Raw genomic sequence first — 17,243 nt, forward strand, 5'->3', positions numbered from 1 at the left:
TGGGACTTACCGCAAATGAGTTATAGCGAATTATTTTGCCAAAGTAACTTTTCTTTCTTACAAGGAGCATCGCATCCAGAAGAGCTGATACTCCAGGCTCGCTTTCTTGGTTATGAAGCGCTGGCGATAACTGATGAGTGCTCGGTTGCAGGAGTAGTTCGTGCATATACGGCGAGTAAAGAACATGAACTCAATATTAAGTTAATTGTTGGCAGTATGTTTTGGCTTAATAGCGAGCTACAGCTTCTTTTATTATGTCCTAGTCGTGTCGCTTATGCTGAGTTATGTCGAGTTATCACTAACGCTCGTCGACGCAGTGAAAAAGGTGAATACGATCTACAGGAATGGGATCTAATGTCACTTAAGCACTGCTTGATTATCTGGCTACCAACAGGGCAGGTATGTGATCAACATTGGGGGAGTTGGCTAGTAAAATATCACGGTAAAAGACTTTGGTTAGGTGTACAGCGTCATTTACTTAACAATGAACAAGCTTACCTTAGTCATTGCGAACAACTCGCCGATAAGCTCGAACTCTCTATCACAGCTTGCGGTGGTGTGCTTATGCATACATCAGAGCGGTTGGTTTTACAGCACACGTTAGCGGCAATTAGCGCAGGTACAACTGTCAAGGAATTAGGTGATAAGCGCTTGCCTAATTGTGAGCGGGCAATGCGCTCTTTAGCCAAACTTAGCAAGTTGTTTAAACCAGAATGGCTTAGAAGTTCATTAATTATTAGCGAACTATGCCAATTTAACTTAAGTGAGCTTAGATACGAGTATCCGGCAGAATTAGTGCCTAAAAAGCAGAAGCCTATGGATTATTTAAGATCACTGGTAAAGCAAGGCATAGCAGGGCGCTTCCCAGAAGGTATCAGCACGGAGATCAGTGACACTATTGAAAAAGAGCTGACTCTGATTGAAGAGCTTAATTATCCCTATTACTTTTTGACCATTCATGATGTGGTCATGTTTGCTAAACGCCAAGGTATTTTGTTCCAAGGACGTGGCTCGGCAGCTAACTCTATTGTTTGCTATTGCTTGGGCATCACCTCGGTTGATCCTAGGCAAATTAGTGTTCTATTTGAGCGCTTTATCAGTAAAGAGCGTGACGAACCGCCTGATATTGACGTTGATTTTGAGCATGAACGACGTGAAGAAGTTATTCAGTACATTTATCAAAAGTATGGACGCGAGCGTACTGCTATTGCTGCAACAGTGATCACTTACCGTTTAAAAAGTGCCATCCGCGAGGTAGGCAAAGCACTTGGTATTAATATTACGCAACTCGAATTTTTTATTAAAAACATAAATCGCCGTGACAGAGGACTTAGCTGGGAATCTCAGGTGATTGAGCTTGGTTTAAACCCGAAATCAACTAAAGGCCAACAATTTATTAGTCTAGTAAATGAAATCAGAGGGTTTCCAAGACATTTGTCTCAGCATGTTGGTGGTTTTGTTATCTCAGCGGGCCCTCTGTACGAACTCGTACCAATAGAAAATGCCAGTATGACAGACCGTACAGTAATCCAGTGGGATAAAGACGACTTAGAATCACTCGGTTTGTTAAAAGTGGATGTATTAGCGCTTGGTATGCTGAGCGCGATTCGTAAGTGCTTTGATTTAGTAAAAGATCATTATCAAAGATCGCTCAGTATTGCTGAGATTACTAAGCTAAAAGACGACCCCAAGGTTTACAAGTTAATCCAGCAGGCAGATACAGTTGGCTTATTTCAAATTGAGTCAAGGGCTCAAATGAGTATGTTGCCACGACTAAAGCCTGCTAATTATTATGACCTAGTCATTCAAATTGCCATTGTTCGCCCTGGGCCAATTCAGGGAGATATGGTTCATCCATTTTTAAAACGACGTGATGGCGTTGAAGCCATTGAATATCCATCAGAAGAAGTCAAAGAGGTGCTCTCTCGCACCTTAGGTGTGCCGATTTTTCAAGAACAAGTTATCAAATTGGCAATGGTGGCTGCAGGTTTCACGGGGGGCGAAGCTGATCAGCTACGCCGTGCAATGGCTAGCTGGAAGAAAAACGGTAAGCTACTGCAATTTAAAAATAAACTAATCAGTGGTATGCAAGCACGTGGCTACCAAGCTGAGTTTGCTGAACAAATTTTTAATCAAATACTCGGATTTGGCGAATATGGCTTTCCAGAAAGTCACTCAGCATCTTTTGCCGTATTAGCTTATGTTTCTGCTTGGCTTAAATGCTATTATCCGGCGCTTTTTTACGCCTCATTATTGAATAGCTTGCCAATGGGCTTTTATTCCGCTTCACAACTTATCCAAGATGCTAAGCGGCATAAAATTACAATTTTGCCAGTGTGTGTTAATCACTCGTACTACGACCATAAAGTGGTTGACTATTTAGGTGAGAAAGGATTGCGCCTAGGACTACGTATTGTTAAAGGTTTTTCTCAGCAATCAGCTAATATTTTGCTATCAAGTAGGCCTGAACAAGGCTTTAAATCGATCAATCACATCAAAAAGTTAGGACTAAATCGTTATTCCCTTGAGCAATTGGCGAGTGCCAATGCTTTTCACTTGCTAACAGGTAATCGCTATCAAACTCGCTGGCAATTGATGAATCAGGAAGACGAAATGCCATTGTTCTCCAGCCTACATTCAGAGCCAACTCGTACAGAAGAAATAGCAGTAAGTTCAATAGCGGAAAGCGCTCCAGAGCAAGTCAGCTTTGAGTTTACGCCAAATGAAATTGATGATCTAACTGAAGACTATGCTGCTACTGGATTAACACTCGGCAAGCACCCCATTACCTTGCTAGCGGAGTCTGGCAAGCTACCCAAATTCACCCGAATGGTAGAGCTTACAAATAAGGCTCATAAATCTATGATCACCGTTATTGGCGTAGTTACAGGTAAGCAGGCTCCGGGCACTGCTGGAGGCGTCACTTTTGTTACCCTTGAAGATGATACTGGTAATATTAACGTAGTGGTCTGGGCCGCCACCTCTAGAGCACAAAAGCAACCCTATATCACGGCTAAAATATTAAAAGTTACTGGCATATTAGAGCGCGAGGGAGAAGTGATTCATGTTATTGCTGGTAAGCTAACTGATCTGACTCATGAGCTGGCCAATTTAGATACTAAGTCGAGGGATTTTCATTGATGAGCAGCTATTACAGTAAAACCAGCAAACGCGATAGACGCCGAAATAAACTTTATTCAATAAAGAAAACAGGCATAAAAGATGAAAATATTGACCGTCAAATTATCGCTATTCATAAAGCAATAGCCATTAAATTGCTGGCGAGAACGGAGTTACTTGAACAAGTTAAACAACGCTTAAAAGATAATCGAGAGTTGGGAAAAATCAATTATAGCCAGTTCATTAATTGGTATAGCATTATTGAAATGATCGATGATCCTGAAACTTTTATAAATGCTATGACAGAAGATACCCCCTATATGCGTAAAATACGGCGTAAAACACCTTTCATTGGCATACTCACAGAAGAAGAACGGCGAATTGCTATCGAACAAGATGCAATTGGAGTAACTGCGTCAATAGAGACATTGCTATAGCAATCTGCCAACACACCCTAGTAAAAGAGGGACAAAACACTAGACTTACTAAGGCATTATCAGGACATGTGATGCTGATGTAGCGTCGGCTTTGTCAAGGTTAACTAACAAAGCACCGCGAGTAATAGCATGTATTCACACGTACATACGTCAATTACACATCATTTACTTCTAATGAGAGGGAGGTCACTATGGCTGATAAAAACTTATCCAAGCCAACACCAATCACCCAAAAACCTTGTGCGATTCCTAAGCACACCATATCGCGTGTTGCCAACAGTGAAGCGGAATTGAAAACCGTGGCTGATGCTCAGCGTGAACGTACTAATTGGGCAGGTTCAATCTTAGGTATTCCACAAGTTTGGCAAGTCACTCAAGGCGAGGGCGTTAAGGTCGCCGTGCTTGATACCGGTATCGATACCGACCACCAAGATTTAGCTGCGGCAATTACCAATACGGCCGACTTTACTGGTGACGGTATTGAAGATGCTAATGGTCATGGCACCCATTGCGCGGGTGTTATTGGTGCAAGGCTAAACGGCGTAGGCTTTGTTGGGGTTGCACCAAAATCAGAATTATTAGTAGCGAAAGTGCTGGCTAATAATGGTAGTGGAGCGTACGAATGGATTGCCAATGGCGTTTATTGGGCAGTAGATAATGGCGCTGATATTATCTCAATGTCTTTGGGCGGCCCTGCTTCAGACCCTGAACTTTATCGCGCTATTCAGTATGCTCTATTTTATGGCGTGCATGTGATCTGCGCGGCGGGTAATGACGGTGGCTTGGGAACCAATACCATAGGCTACCCTGGCCGTTATGGCGGCGTGATAACTGTTGCTTCACATGATCGCAATGGTAATCCATCAGGCTTTTCATCAAAAGGTGGCGAAGTGGATGTGATGGCACCTGGCAGCGATATTTGGTCCACCTATAAAAACGGCAGCTATGCGGAGCTTTCTGGTACCTCAATGGCAACGCCATTTGTCGCGGGGCTAGCGGCATTAATCGTTGCCAAGCATAAGCAATCTGGTAGCCACAATACGCCATTGCACAACAATGAAGACTTGAAAAACCATTTATTGTTTATGGCTGCACACCCAGGATATCACGATAATCGCGCTGGCTATGGGCCATTAAATCCATTTAGCTACTTTGCCCAGTAAAGCAAGCAATGTTTTGGTGACAATGGATCACGGCGCTATTCGCAAGGGTAGCGCTGCTCCATGATTCGAATAGATTTAGTGACAATGGTTTTGAGCACGTCGAGGTCAATGTCTGCCAGCTTATTGATATATAAACAAGACTTTCCCAACTTATGTTTACCTAAGCGTTTAAGCTCCTCTGAAAACTCATCAAAGCCCGGCATAATATAAACACTGAGTGCTGTTTTACGTGGCGAAAAGCCAGTTATCGGCCATGCTCCGCCGCCACTGGTATTTTGATAGGTATACTTGCCAAAGCCGACAATACTATTGCCCCACATTTTGGCATGTTTGCCCGTCATTTTTGTCATCAGTTCAAGTAGTGCTAAGCCATCGGTAACTTTTTGAGGGTGTCCAACACTTTCTATAAAGGTTTTAACATCCGCATCATTTTCTTGCGTTTTTAATACCATTTATCCTTCCTTGTTATTTCTAATATTGCTGCCTTTATTGCTACAAGTAATAGCTATAAATTTTCCTGTTTGGCGCCGGGGCCGAGTGGCTGACCATAACTAAATTCAACAAAATTGCCATCGGGGTCTTTAATACCGCAATAGTAACCAACAGGGTAGGGTTCTTGTTTGCACGGCCACACTAAAATACCTTCGCAACTGGCTTGTTCGGCAATGTTATCGACTTCTGTTTTACTAGCTAGGGCAAAACCTAAGTGAGAAAAATCATTTTCCTGTTGGGCTTTTTCTGGTCCACCGGGCAGCACCACAATAATAAACTCATTAGCCTTGCTTGGCTCTGCTAACCAAACAATGCGCTTGCCGTCTGGCCCATGTGGTCGACGATCACGGACTATGCTAAGTCCAGCGTAGCGCTGATAAAAATCAATACAGGCTTCTAAGTTTGCCACATGCAAGGCGATATGGGTTAGACTGGCGTTCATAGCAGCTCCGAAACCATAATTAACGGCACTAATTTAGTGTATTTGAATTGATATTAAGTATAGAAACGAATGCCTGATAACCTGAACTATACCTTTAAAATACTTGCTCGAGACTGGCATAAAAGGCGCGCCCCCAATCTGAAAACGGTTGAACCAGTGACGGTTGATATTCCCAATTTTAAGCAAGAGCACAATCATATGTGCACTATGATTGTTACCTACAGTGATAATTCCACCAAAGAGCTAATCGCACGAGTGATACATAATCAACTGGCCAAGCGGTGGACGGTTGATGGTATGGAGCTAGCAGTCGAAGTGGTTATCAATGAAGTGTAAATCACACTGGAAAAATAATGACTGATTGCTATCTAAGCGCAAAGCTATCTACAATAGCAAACTGATTGATTATCAAACTGTTAAGGACGACTGTGTTGAATTTGTTAAATTGTGACTTTAAAAGCCGTTTGAGTTACTACCTTTCTGTTTTTTCTACCCGCTCAATTATTAACTTTTGCTTTGGCAATTCAAAAGCAGTGCTATTCGCTATATGGGTTAGTAGTTATTGTAATACCTCATTGGCAACAGACTTTGTTGAGGCAAAAGACGGCGTAAATTTAACGGATAATAACTTTCCTTGGCACTTAGTGATGGATCGCGGCAAAATTCTCGGCTGCATTTATGATAATAAACACTACTCACTTGGCTCCATTTTAGTACTTGAATCCTTGCCTAGAAAGTGTGGGCAAGCCTCCGATCGCAATGGTGTTTGGCAACAGTTGTCTGAATCTGAACTAGCACTGTTTAAGCAGAATATAGAGTCTCAACAACAACTTGAGCGTGAATCCACCTATATTGGCGCAGAGCCAATAAATCGCGAAGAGGCACGATTAATTCGTTATTTGCGCCGAGTCAAAGAGTTCGCTGAAAAGTCGCAAGAGTAGTTACGCACTTTTAATTATTCGAATTGCTACCGGAGCGCTTTAGGAAAGCGACAACGTTTGGCTTTGCTGTTCAAGCCATTTAGCTAAATTTTTAGCATCCAGAATATGTACAGTGTGATAACCGGGCTTAATAAAGCCTAACTTGGTTAATTGCTTAAGGCTTTTGGAGACAGATATTCGACTGACACCCAGCTGTGCGGCAATTTGCTCTTGGGATACCGCAACGTAACTGGTGTTATTAGTTTCGTTGGCCATAATCAGTAATAATTTAGCCAACCTTGCTGCTAGCGGTAAGCGTTTAAGATCGTCAATTGCTTCTAAACTTTGATGTAGTCGCGTTGACAACGACACCAGCAAATCATAAGCAATGGTGGGGGATTGTAGTAATACCTTATTGAGCTTTTCCGAGGAAATATAACCTAGCTCTGTTTCGCCTACAGCCTCTGCCGTATGGGTTCGAGGTAGATTCGCAAAAACAACAAACTCGCCAAAGCTTTCCCCAGGGAACAGTAGTTTGCTCAGAAAATATCGCCCATCTCGACCATAGTTCCCCATTTTTACTGCCCCAGAAAGTATGATGCTCAGTCCATCTCCGCTTTCACCACGTTGATGAACCACTTCGCCATCACTAAAGCACTGTCGTAATTGCACTGACGCAAGCTGATTTAAGGTACGCTCAGGCAGGGAGCCCATCATGAGCTGCTCATCAGGCCTGCTTCTAGCTTTAAGGTTCGTCATTTGATCACGTTATATAAATGTAAACTAGTTAACATTTATAAGTCAGTATGCCTGCTATAACAAGTCACATATCTTGGATTACCTGCAAAATTTACTAGGAATAAGCATGATAAAGCGAAAGGCACTTGAATTTATCCCAAATTGGCGAGCTGTTGAGGCAATGCCCTCAATGTGTAAAACATTATTGCTTTCAACACTATTACTTGCGTCACTAGCGAGTGGCTGCGATAGCTCTGGCAATGACGAGCAAGCTGCAAGCTCGTATACTCAAGAGCATAACGATGCAGTGCTTGATAGTTTGCCTTTTGACGATGTGACTGATTTTAAGCAAGCAGAACGTGGTTTAATTGCCCGAGATCCGCAGTTAATGATTAAAAGCGACAGTGGTGAAGTGCTTTGGCAAACAAGCGACTATGATTTTGTACATGGTGAAGCGCCAGATTCAGTTAATCCTAGTTTATGGCGGCAGGCCAAACTTAACGGTATGCATGGACTCTATAAAGTCACGGAAGGGATTTACCAAATTCGCGGCTATGATATTGCCAATATGTCGCTGATCAAAGGGCATACTGGTTGGATTATTGTTGACCCGTTAACCGCCTTTGAGTCTGCACAAGCGGCGATGGCAATGGCGCAAAAACACCTTGGTGAGGTAAAAGTCACGGGCTTAATTCTTACCCATAGCCATATTGATCACTTTGGCGGTGCACTGGCAATTATCAATCCGGAACAACAGCCAAACGTTCCTGTGATCGCGCCTAAACATTTTATGGCGGAAGCGACATCAGAGAATATTCTTGCTGGTGTTACCATGGCGCGTCGTGCGGGTTATATGTATGGTCGTAACTTAGCGAAAAGTGTAACGGGTAAAGTCGATTCTGGCCTAGGTAAAGGCTCTGTATTTGGGCGCATGGGCGTGGTTCCGCCGAATCAGTTAATCGACCAAACTGGGCAAACATTAACGATTGATGGGGTTGAATTTCAATTTCAATACACGCCAAACTCGGAAGCGCCCGCAGAGCTAACGTTCTACTTACCTCAGCACAAAGCCTTTGCTGGCGCAGAATTAGTCTCTCGTCATATGCATAACCTTTATACCTTGCGTGGTGCGAAAGTTCGAGATGCGCTTTCTTGGAGTAATCATATTGAAGACGCGCGCAGGTTGTTTGGTCATGCGGAAGTGTATTTTGGCAGCCATCATTGGCCAATTTGGGGCAGTGAGGCAATCGACCAATTTTTGCGTGGTCAGCGAGATATTTACAAGTTTATTCACGATCAAACGCTGCGCTTTAGTTATAAAGGTTTTACCCCTAGTGAAATTGCCGAAGAATTAGCATTGCCACCATCGCTTGCGCAATCGTTTTCCAACCGAGGTTACTACGGCACGGTTAGCCATAATGCGAAAGCTGTCTATCAAGCTTACTACGGATGGTACGATGGCAACCCTGCCAACCTAAATCCGCTGCCACCCAAAGCAAGTGCACAAAAATATATTGCGGCGATGGGGGGCGAGGAAGCTGTGCTCAAATTAAGTCAAACAGCGATAGACAATGGCGAGTATCGCTGGGCTGCAGAGTTGCTTAATCACTTGGTGTTTGATCAAGGCAGTGCTGAGGCAAAAACAATGTTAGCACAAGCTTATCGTCAGTTGGCATATCAAGCAGAATCAGCACCTTGGCGTGACTCTTATTTAAGTGCCGCACAGGAGCTTACTCAAGGTAAAAGCACAAATATTATCAGTTTATCCATGATGCGAGACCTGCTTGAACATGCACCTGTGCCAAGATTTTTTGATGCGATGGCGGCGACATTAAATGCTGAAGATGCGCGGGGTGAAGTACTAAGCTTTGTTTTCGAACTAACCGATCGCAACGAAAAGCATGTGCTATGGCTTGAAAATTCGGTATTGCATCATCGCCCTTATGATGGGCAAGAGGCGCTAGAATTCGAGGTAAACGCGCAAATTAGCATTAGTCATTCGCTGTTTATGGACATTGTCTTGGGCGAAGCTAGCTTGTTAGGTTTAGCGGGGTCAGACGAATTGGCAATTAAAGGCAGTACCATAGATTTAGTGGGCTTTTTAGCTATGCTCGACAAGCAAAAAGACGCCTTTGATATTGTTGAGCCATAACGGTTCTACGTTGCCAGCACTAGGCTGCTGGTTCTATGCTAATGGTGAAACCTTTATTTAACCATTAACCCAGCATTTCAATAACACTTGGTTAGTTAATGCTTATAAATTAGAGCTGATAATTTCAGCTCTAATTTTTTAGTTAGCCAAAGCCTTTTAATACATACCCCTTTCAATACAAATGCCTTCCCATCTCAGGCTAATTTTCGCTTTTACATCTTATCTCTGTATTTTTTATATGGAAATAAGTATGTTATCGCGTCATTTGGCTTTAAGCTGTTTGCCCCTAAAAAATAGCGCGAATAAACTTGGTAAAGCGCAATTTCGGTCAAGAATTACTTGCCAGCGAGATTTAGTATGTCAGCGTTAAAGAGAGAAAAGTACTATGTCTAACCATCAACATCGTTTTATTGAAGTCGTGCGCTATATCGAAGCAAATCTTGATACCGATATCAATATCGATAAGCTTTGCCATTTGGTACATCTGTCGAAATTTCACTTTCATCGACAGTGTTCTGCGTATTTTGGCATGTCGGTGATATCGCTTGCTCGGCTATTGCGATTAAAACGAGCCGCTTATCAATTGGCTTATCGCGATGAAAAGAATGTGTTAGATGTTGCGTTGGCGAATGGCTATGAGAGTCATGAAGCATTTTCTCGGGCGTTCAAAAAGCACTTTGATATGCGCCCGTCCCAGTTTAGGAAAACGCCTAATTGGGATCTTTGGCAAACTCAATATGAACCTATATTAACGCTGAGGAATAAAATCGTGAAAAAACAACAAGCATTTCAAGTAGATATCGTCGATTTCCCCAAAACTAAGATTGCTGTCATAGAGCATCGTGGTTCGCCAAATTTATTGGGGGCAACTATTCAGCGCTTTATCGAATGGCGAAAGCTTAAAAGACTACCGCCAAGCAAGAGTAAAACTTTTAATTTAGTTTATGACGACTCACGAATTACGCCTCCCGAAGCTTATAGATTTGATGTTTGCTGCCAAGTAGACACTGACATTCAAGCCAATGAACAAGGCGTGGTCGGCAAGGAAATACCTGCTGGGAAATGCGCGAAAATACGGCATGTAGGATCTGAAGATACGTTAGGAACAGCCATTGATTATCTATACGCTAATTGGTTAGAAGCATCTGAATATGAACTACGTGATTTCCCCATTTTTCTTGAGAGAGTGAGTTTTTTTCCAGAAGTTGCTGAGCATGAAATGACGACGGATGTTTATTTGCCGATTCTCTAGCGTAATGCTTAGCGTGTTTTCTCGTGTATCACGAAGTAACTGCGCGGATCGCCAAGCGAGAGATAGCTAATTTTGTTAAAAAAGCTCAAAATATGACAGAAATATTTCAAAAATGTCTTGCTGTCTTTTTTTGTCGTTTAATATTGTTGAGCCTTAAATTACTTTGTTTTCATTAGCCTCAATTTACTTTAGGTCAATCATCTCATGGCCAACTAAAGGCCACTAGATTATGTGGCCTTTAGTTTTTATGTGCGTTACCAAGTGGAATTACTTTATATAACACAGCTTGATATAACACAGCTTGGCGGCATGATTATTAAGGGGACTTGTCAGCAGGTGCACGTTGCTCAAGCTTATTAATATGCAGATTGTCTCGGTCGAACACTTGTCCTCTGAGAATAATCTTATCGATATCGTCGTAGGCATTAACAGTTTTAAGCGGATTACTGTTTAACAGCAATAGGTTTGCACGTTTGCCTTTTTCAACGGTGCCATAATCCTGCGATAAATTATACAGGTTGGCATTATTTATCGTCGCAGCCGCCAAAATACCTTTTAAATCAACACCTGCCTTGTGCATATCGGCTAATTCCCAATTGGTTGCTAGCCCAGGTTGAGAAGCAAAAGTTGGTGCTGGCGGTGTATCAGACCCCAGCAAAATGGTTGCACCATGGTCATATAAATACTTGAGGGCTCGCTGGCCGTTGATTTGCTTTGCACTGAATCGCTCGATGATCAGTTCGACAGGTGGCTTGCCCCAGTCTTTGTGCATTTCAACATTAAACCATTGGCCTGCGTTTGATTGATACCAAGCTATTTGCCACGGAGGTAATACGGTTTTGTATTCAGTTTGGTCGATATGGTCTTCAACCATTAGATCGGTCAAGGATCGGATAACATTTAACGTCGGCTGATAGGCGATATCGTGGTTAAGAATTTTGGTAAGAACACCGCTAACTTTAGGGGGAAGCGCTGCTTCAGTTGATAACTTTTGCTCTTCTAACCAATTCCATAGTCCATGTCCCATCACTGAAATCTCGGCGTTTGCCGCAATATCCTGCATATCGGTTGCATTGGCATGTGCCATGGTTGGTAAGTTGAGTGTTTTTGCGTACTGTGTAAGCTCATTTAATGTCGCTTCACTTACCATTGGTATGTTGTCAGCCAAATCAAAGCCGTTTTCAATATACACTTTTGCACACACAGCGCCGTCGTTTTTTAATCTTAACAAGCTTTGTTTGGCTTGATGCGCATGAGTTATCGCCTCGGTCGTTTTAGGATCTGTGTCTTGGGCTAGGTAGTATGGACGCTCATGATGTAGATGTTTATGAAGAATGCCTTGAGCGTTATAGCCATTAAATACAGGCATAGCACCACAGAAAAATGCATCGGGTGTTAAACCACTTTCATGAAACCGCTTAATACCGTCTTTAGTATTTGACGGGTCGATAAGTTGCGTAACGCCATAATACAAATAATTAGTACCTTGTCTGGCTAGAAAAGCTGATTGCATATGCGCAGCATTGGCATCCGAAAAATCTATCCCCGGCATGGTTTTTAAGTGCACATGGCTATCGGTTAACCCCGGGATAAGGTATTGATCACTACCATCAATCACTAATTTTGCTTTTGGCGGCTTTGTTAAACTACCTATTTGGCTAATGCGATTTCCTTCAATTGCAACCCAATGATTGGCTTTGACACTTATTTGATGCTTATCAATAGGTGAAATTATTGTTGTACCTTCAATTACCAAATCAACGTCAGGCAAACTGGCTGAGCTTATATGAGTTGAAGCAGCGCTAACTGAGCTAGAAAAAGCTGAGCAATAAAAACACGCTAATAATCCATAGCCTAAAACTTGTTTTTTCATGAAATTCTCCTGTTAAAGGCATGACCTTAATAAAGGAGAGAATTCTGTATCTAAGTTATCTATAATAATTGTCTAAAATTTTTCTAAAATAATTAAAAAACAATACTATTCAGTTGCTTAAGTGGTCATCAATGGAATCTTTTCAGCTTGGGAATTGGCGTGTTTCACCAAGGTTAAATCAACTAACACTCGAGAATACCGAGCAAAAACTCTCCATTACGCCCAAGTTAATGCAACTTCTGCTGGTGCTTGTTGAACACAAACATCAACCTATTGGATTAGACGCACTAATTGAAAAAGTATGGCCGCAGCGTGTAGTCGCAGATAGTTCGGTTTACCAAGGTATTGCTCAGTTACGTAAAGTGCTTAGTGCGGACGACCAACACCAACAATACATTGAGCGCATTTCAGGGCAGGGCTATCGAATTGCGCCAGATATCGCGATTGAAGTCTATGTCGATGAGTCAGGCACGTTAGACTTAACGCCTGATTCACAGAACACTGCTCAACACAATAAGAACTGGTTGCTCGGCATTTGCACACTGTTGGTTGTGGCTGCATTGTTCATCGCCATCAATATTCAGAGTTATAGCCCCAAAAGAGAGGCTGACTCATCGCAATATTTTGAGCAGTTTACGTTAGCAAGTCACTTACTCTCTCAGCAAGATGTCGCACAGCTAGAACAAGCTAAACAAATTTATTTAGAGGTCATTGAGCAAGACAGAAAGAATGCCGAAGCACTTAACGGCTTGTGTAATAGTTATCGAATGTTAGCGATATATGGGAGTGTTACTGAGATTGAGCGAGACACCTTGTGCCAACCCTTGTTAGAAAAAGCATTTGCTCATGCTCCCAATAATGCACAAGTATTGGCTTCTGTGGCTCGCCAGCATTTTGAGCAAGGCCAAACCAGCCAAGCGGAAGCCTTGTTCGAGCAGTCTTTGGCAATAAACCGTAATGACGCCATGACTTGGCATTGGTATGGTCGCCTGAAACGCAATCAAAATCAGGTAACTGACGCGCTTGCGGCTCATCAACGCGCATTTAAGCTTGCACCGAATGATCCCATTGTGCTGCGCGGGCTAGCATATGCTTATTTAAACAACAGAGATTTAACTAATGCGCGAAAGTACTTTGAACGCAGTGTTGTAATTTCCCCTTACTTTAAGCACAAAGCACTGTATGAACTAGATTTTTACCCATTGAATCAATCGCGAGCTGCAAATTATTTAAATTGGTACAGGCAACATCAAGAAAGCTACGTTAAAAAATATCCTGCACACAAACTTAGTCACATTTTGTTCTTGTTAAGCGTAAATCAAGGGGCGTTAGCACAAAAGATTTTTGATCGGTTTGATGATGTTAATAGCGTGCCGCAACACTTTTTATTTTATGTAAAGGCATCATTGGCTTGGTATTATCAAAAACCAAACGAGGCGCTTGCTTATTTGCAGCAGCGCTATCAACTGGCGCCTGAGCAAAATCATTTTGTGATGCCTTATTTATTCGCTTTAGTTCAGCTTAATCATGCTGAAAAAGCATTAACGTTATTTAAAAAGCACTTCCCAGAAATAGTCGCACTCAAGCAGGTGACACACGAAAATATAGGGCAATATTTATTGCTTGCTAGGCTATATGAAGCGACAGAAAAAAGGCGTTTGTATCAAGACGCCTACGAGCGGCTACTAGCGTTTGAGCAAGAATCTACGCTTAGTATTGAGCAACAGCTACTTTGGAATGCGTTAAATGGCGATGATGCTAACAATGTCGATTTGCTCAACAAGTTACTGAATAATGGCTGGTTGCCTGATTTTAATGACAATATGTTCTCAATTGAGCGCTATCCAACACTTGCTGGCTCGAATAACAGTGCAAAAAGCTGGTTGGCTAAGCTAAGTAATATTCAACGTTGTATTTGGCAACATACGCAGTGTGAAACAAATTGATGTCTGCGTGCGGCGGTAAGACGGGGTTCTAAATTTATAATTGAACCAACTGTATTTAGGAAAAAATTTACTAATACAAGTTTGAGTTTAAACAGCCACATTGCAAAAATATGACAGAAATATTTCAAATTCAGCTTTGTGTCTCTAAAGTTTTGTTGTATCATGCCCGCCCAATCGAATAGCAGCAATGCTGTGCATTTCAATTAACTCATTTTATTTATTTCTCGCCCATCTGCTTATGCAGTCGGCGGTTTTGCGCGCGCATAATTTTTATGAGCTGAAATTATAAAGTGGAGTTGATGAATTGAGTTGCTGCATTCATCAAGGTTGGTACTCAACAGGAAGAGTTAAAACCTCACGAAAAAACACAACAATTTTTTTATTGAGGACAAACATGAACACCACTAAGTCGCCATTAAATCTGCGTCGTACTTTAAACCCTATTTCAGCCGCAATTACATTAGCCGTAGCCGGATTTGCTGCTACTCCTGTACTAGCGGAAGAAGCTGATACTGATTCAAACATTGAGTCAATTACCGTAACAGCGACCAAACGCTCTCAGGTTATTTATGAAGTACCAATTGCCATCAGTGCTTTCTCTGGCGATGCATTAGCCTCTCAAGGTATTAGCGACATCACCGATGTTGGTAAATTTGTTCCAAACCTAAACATTACTGGCTTCTCTGCAGGTCATAACTCATCTGCTAACCCGTTTATTCGTGGTATCGGCTTGCAAGATCACTTGATCACTACAGACCCAGGTGTAAGTGTTTACGTTGATGGTGTTTACTTAGGTCGCCAAGTTGGTCAAAACTGGAACCTTCAAAACATCGAGCGTATTGAAGTATTACGCGGTCCTCAAGGTACTTTATACGGTCGTAACTCAATTGGTGGTGCAATTAACATCAACACTAAACAGCCAGACGAAGAAGCAATCACCAAATTTAGCTCAGAAGTTGGCACACGTGGTCGCGTTAAAGCAAGCGTATTTACCAACCAAGCAATTACTGACAACTTAGCGATTAACTTTAACCTTGGTTACAACCGTCGCGGTGGCTTAGGTGAATTCATCAACCTACCTGATGCTAAGTATGATGTTGGTGAAAACCGTGAATACTACGGTCGTTTCTCTGCAAAATACACAGTAAATGAAGATTTATCATTCACGCTAACTGCTGATATGAATGACGGTGAAGGCGGTACTCGTCCTTACACTACGTTAATTGATGAACTACCAAACGGCCGTTACTACCAAAGTGGTCTGCGTAACTCTGATGTAGCGGCTGATCGTTACGACAACGCAACTGGCACTATTGAAACGTCAGAAGTGAGCAATGAAGCTGACGGTTTCTCATTAACTGCTGATTACAACATTACTGACGAGTTAGGTTCTAAGCTAATTTTCAGCAAGCGCTCTTCTGAGTATAAAGCGGGTCTTGATGATGACGGTACAATTGTCGCACTAGACCACTTCCCTGAGCGTGGTGAAGCAGACCAAACCTCTGTTGAACTGCAGTTCAATGGTTATGTTGGCGATGTCGATTTCGTAACCGGTTTATACTGGTTCGAAGAAGAAGGTAGCAACCGTCAAGATGCTGCAGAAGCAAGCTTTAACGGTGGCCCAACTAAACTTGAGTTAGACCAAAAAACAACAAGTAAAGCAGTATTCTTGAACGTTGGTTACGACTGGACAGATGAATTACGCGTTACAGGTGGTATTCGTTACACTGAAGACGAAAAAGAAGCTTCGGCAAATGTATTCGACCCAGTGGGCACTGTGTACTCTGAGCGCGATTGGGATGAATTCTCTTGGGAATTAGCGGCGAACTACACATTTGATAATGGTTTAAACTGGTACGGTACCATCCAAACAGGTTATCAATCAGGCCAGTACCCAGCGCGCCCATATTTCTTAATTGGTCAGTTTTTCGCTGAAGGCGGTTTTGACAACCTTGACCAAGCCGCGGCAGCAGTTCAAGCGAACAATGACTTCTTAGCAAGTGACAACATCAGCGCGATTAACTACGAAACGGGTTTCAAAGGTCAGCTTACACCTGATTTCAGCATGAGCGTTGCATTCTTCAATACTGAGTATGAAGATTTACCATACCAAGTAAACACAGCAACAGACTCTGGCTTTGACACGAACAACTTAATTGTTGAACAAACCTCTCGCGGTATTGAATTTGAAAGTACTTACTCAGTAACTGATAACTTCACGCTACACACGAGCTTTGGTTTTATGGATGTTGATGTAGATGAGCAAAACGGCATTAAGCCAGTTGCGCCATTAACACCAGACTTAACGGCATCAATTAGCCCATCTTACGAGTTTACGCTTGAAAACGGTGCGTTAATTACTTCGCGCATGGACATTTCATACCGTGACGAAATGTACGGTGAGCCAACTTCAGATGCACGTCGCATGACTGAAATTGAAAGTCGTACAACGGTTAACTTTGATATTAAGTACGCGCCAGCAGGTGCTGACTGGGATATCTCACTTTACGGTCGCAACATTTTTGATGAGCGCTACGAAGACGCACGCTTAAACACAGGTGATTACATCCTAGTGATCATGAGTAACGATGCGAGCGAGTTTGGCTTACGCTACTCATCAACATTCTAAGCTTGCTTATTAAAGCGTAATAGAGCAAGTTAGCTCTCAAAATGTAAAGCCAGTTAGCGGTAACGTTAACTGGCTTTTT

Annotated in this window: 13 protein-coding genes; 9 read left to right on the forward strand and 4 right to left on the reverse strand. The window is 42.4% G+C overall.

From position 1 onward, the window contains the following. Nucleotides 1-15: 15 nt before the first annotated feature. The 3 genes from DXX94_RS00415 (at nucleotide 16) to DXX94_RS00425 (ending at nucleotide 4,720) form a co-directional block, all read left to right on the forward strand. Nucleotides 16-3,141 (forward strand): error-prone DNA polymerase, encoded by a 3,126-nt coding sequence (locus DXX94_RS00415; protein WP_116013142.1) that lies wholly within the window; start codon nucleotides 16-18, stop codon nucleotides 3,139-3,141. After that, nucleotides 3,141-3,557, forward strand: coding sequence for a hypothetical protein (locus tag DXX94_RS00420; RefSeq protein WP_258872054.1), 417 nt, complete (start codon nucleotides 3,141-3,143; stop codon nucleotides 3,555-3,557). Before DXX94_RS00415 ends, DXX94_RS00420 begins: the two co-directional genes overlap by 1 nt. Nucleotides 3,558-3,748: 191 nt before the next feature. After that, a complete protein-coding gene (locus DXX94_RS00425) occupies nucleotides 3,749-4,720 on the forward strand; it encodes a S8 family peptidase (RefSeq protein WP_116013143.1) in 972 nt (323 codons plus the stop codon). A 35-nt stretch (nucleotides 4,721-4,755) separates the two neighbouring features. Here DXX94_RS00425 and DXX94_RS00430 read toward each other — a convergent pair whose 3' ends face one another. After that, nucleotides 4,756-5,172, reverse strand: coding sequence for a DUF1801 domain-containing protein (locus DXX94_RS00430; protein ID WP_116013145.1), 417 nt, complete (start codon nucleotides 5,170-5,172; stop codon nucleotides 4,756-4,758). Nucleotides 5,173-5,225: 53 nt separating this feature from the next. Beyond that, nucleotides 5,226-5,654, reverse strand: a complete 429-nt coding sequence (locus DXX94_RS00435; RefSeq protein WP_116013146.1) for a VOC family protein — start codon at nucleotides 5,652-5,654, stop codon at nucleotides 5,226-5,228. Nucleotides 5,655-5,723: 69 nt separating this feature from the next. Between DXX94_RS00435 and DXX94_RS00440 the strand changes: the two genes are divergently transcribed. Then, nucleotides 5,724-5,990 carry a hypothetical protein gene (locus DXX94_RS00440; RefSeq protein WP_116013148.1) on the forward strand — a complete coding sequence of 89 codons (267 nt, stop codon included), beginning with the start codon at nucleotides 5,724-5,726 and terminating at the stop codon, nucleotides 5,988-5,990. A gap of 239 nt (nucleotides 5,991-6,229) precedes the next feature. Then, the gene (locus DXX94_RS00445; RefSeq protein ID WP_147302225.1) at nucleotides 6,230-6,595 is read left to right on the forward strand and encodes a DUF1496 domain-containing protein; all 366 of its coding nucleotides are present in this window, start codon (nucleotides 6,230-6,232) and stop codon (nucleotides 6,593-6,595) included. A gap of 39 nt (nucleotides 6,596-6,634) precedes the next feature. On the opposite strand, the gene DXX94_RS00450 is transcribed toward DXX94_RS00445, so the two are convergent. After that, on the reverse strand, nucleotides 6,635-7,291 hold the full coding sequence (locus tag DXX94_RS00450) for a Crp/Fnr family transcriptional regulator (RefSeq protein WP_181901444.1): 657 nt from the start codon (nucleotides 7,289-7,291) through the stop codon (nucleotides 6,635-6,637). A 148-nt stretch (nucleotides 7,292-7,439) separates the two neighbouring features. Here DXX94_RS00450 and DXX94_RS00455 point away from each other — a divergent pair, with 148 nt between their 5' ends. After that, on the forward strand, nucleotides 7,440-9,464 hold the full coding sequence (locus DXX94_RS00455; RefSeq protein ID WP_258872055.1) for an alkyl/aryl-sulfatase: 2,025 nt from the start codon (nucleotides 7,440-7,442) through the stop codon (nucleotides 9,462-9,464). 385 nt (nucleotides 9,465-9,849) lie between these two features. Continuing rightward, a complete protein-coding gene (locus tag DXX94_RS00460; protein ID WP_116013153.1) occupies nucleotides 9,850-10,716 on the forward strand; it encodes an AraC family transcriptional regulator in 867 nt (288 codons plus the stop codon). A gap of 316 nt (nucleotides 10,717-11,032) precedes the next feature. On the opposite strand, the gene DXX94_RS00465 is transcribed toward DXX94_RS00460, so the two are convergent. After that, nucleotides 11,033-12,589 carry an amidohydrolase family protein gene (locus DXX94_RS00465; protein ID WP_116013154.1) on the reverse strand — a complete coding sequence of 519 codons (1,557 nt, stop codon included), beginning with the start codon at nucleotides 12,587-12,589 and terminating at the stop codon, nucleotides 11,033-11,035. 131 nt (nucleotides 12,590-12,720) lie between these two features. Between DXX94_RS00465 and DXX94_RS00470 the strand changes: the two genes are divergently transcribed. After that, nucleotides 12,721-14,535: a winged helix-turn-helix domain-containing protein gene (locus DXX94_RS00470; RefSeq protein ID WP_116013156.1), complete on the forward strand. Its 1,815-nt coding sequence runs from the start codon at nucleotides 12,721-12,723 to the stop codon at nucleotides 14,533-14,535. A gap of 394 nt (nucleotides 14,536-14,929) precedes the next feature. Then, complete coding sequence (locus tag DXX94_RS00475) at nucleotides 14,930-17,164, forward strand: TonB-dependent receptor (protein WP_116013157.1); 2,235 nt, start codon at nucleotides 14,930-14,932, stop codon at nucleotides 17,162-17,164. The last annotated feature ends 79 nt before the right edge of the window (nucleotides 17,165-17,243 follow it).

Source organism: Thalassotalea euphylliae, assembly GCF_003390375.1.
GTDB lineage: Bacteria > Pseudomonadota > Gammaproteobacteria > Enterobacterales > Alteromonadaceae > Thalassotalea_F > Thalassotalea_F euphylliae_A.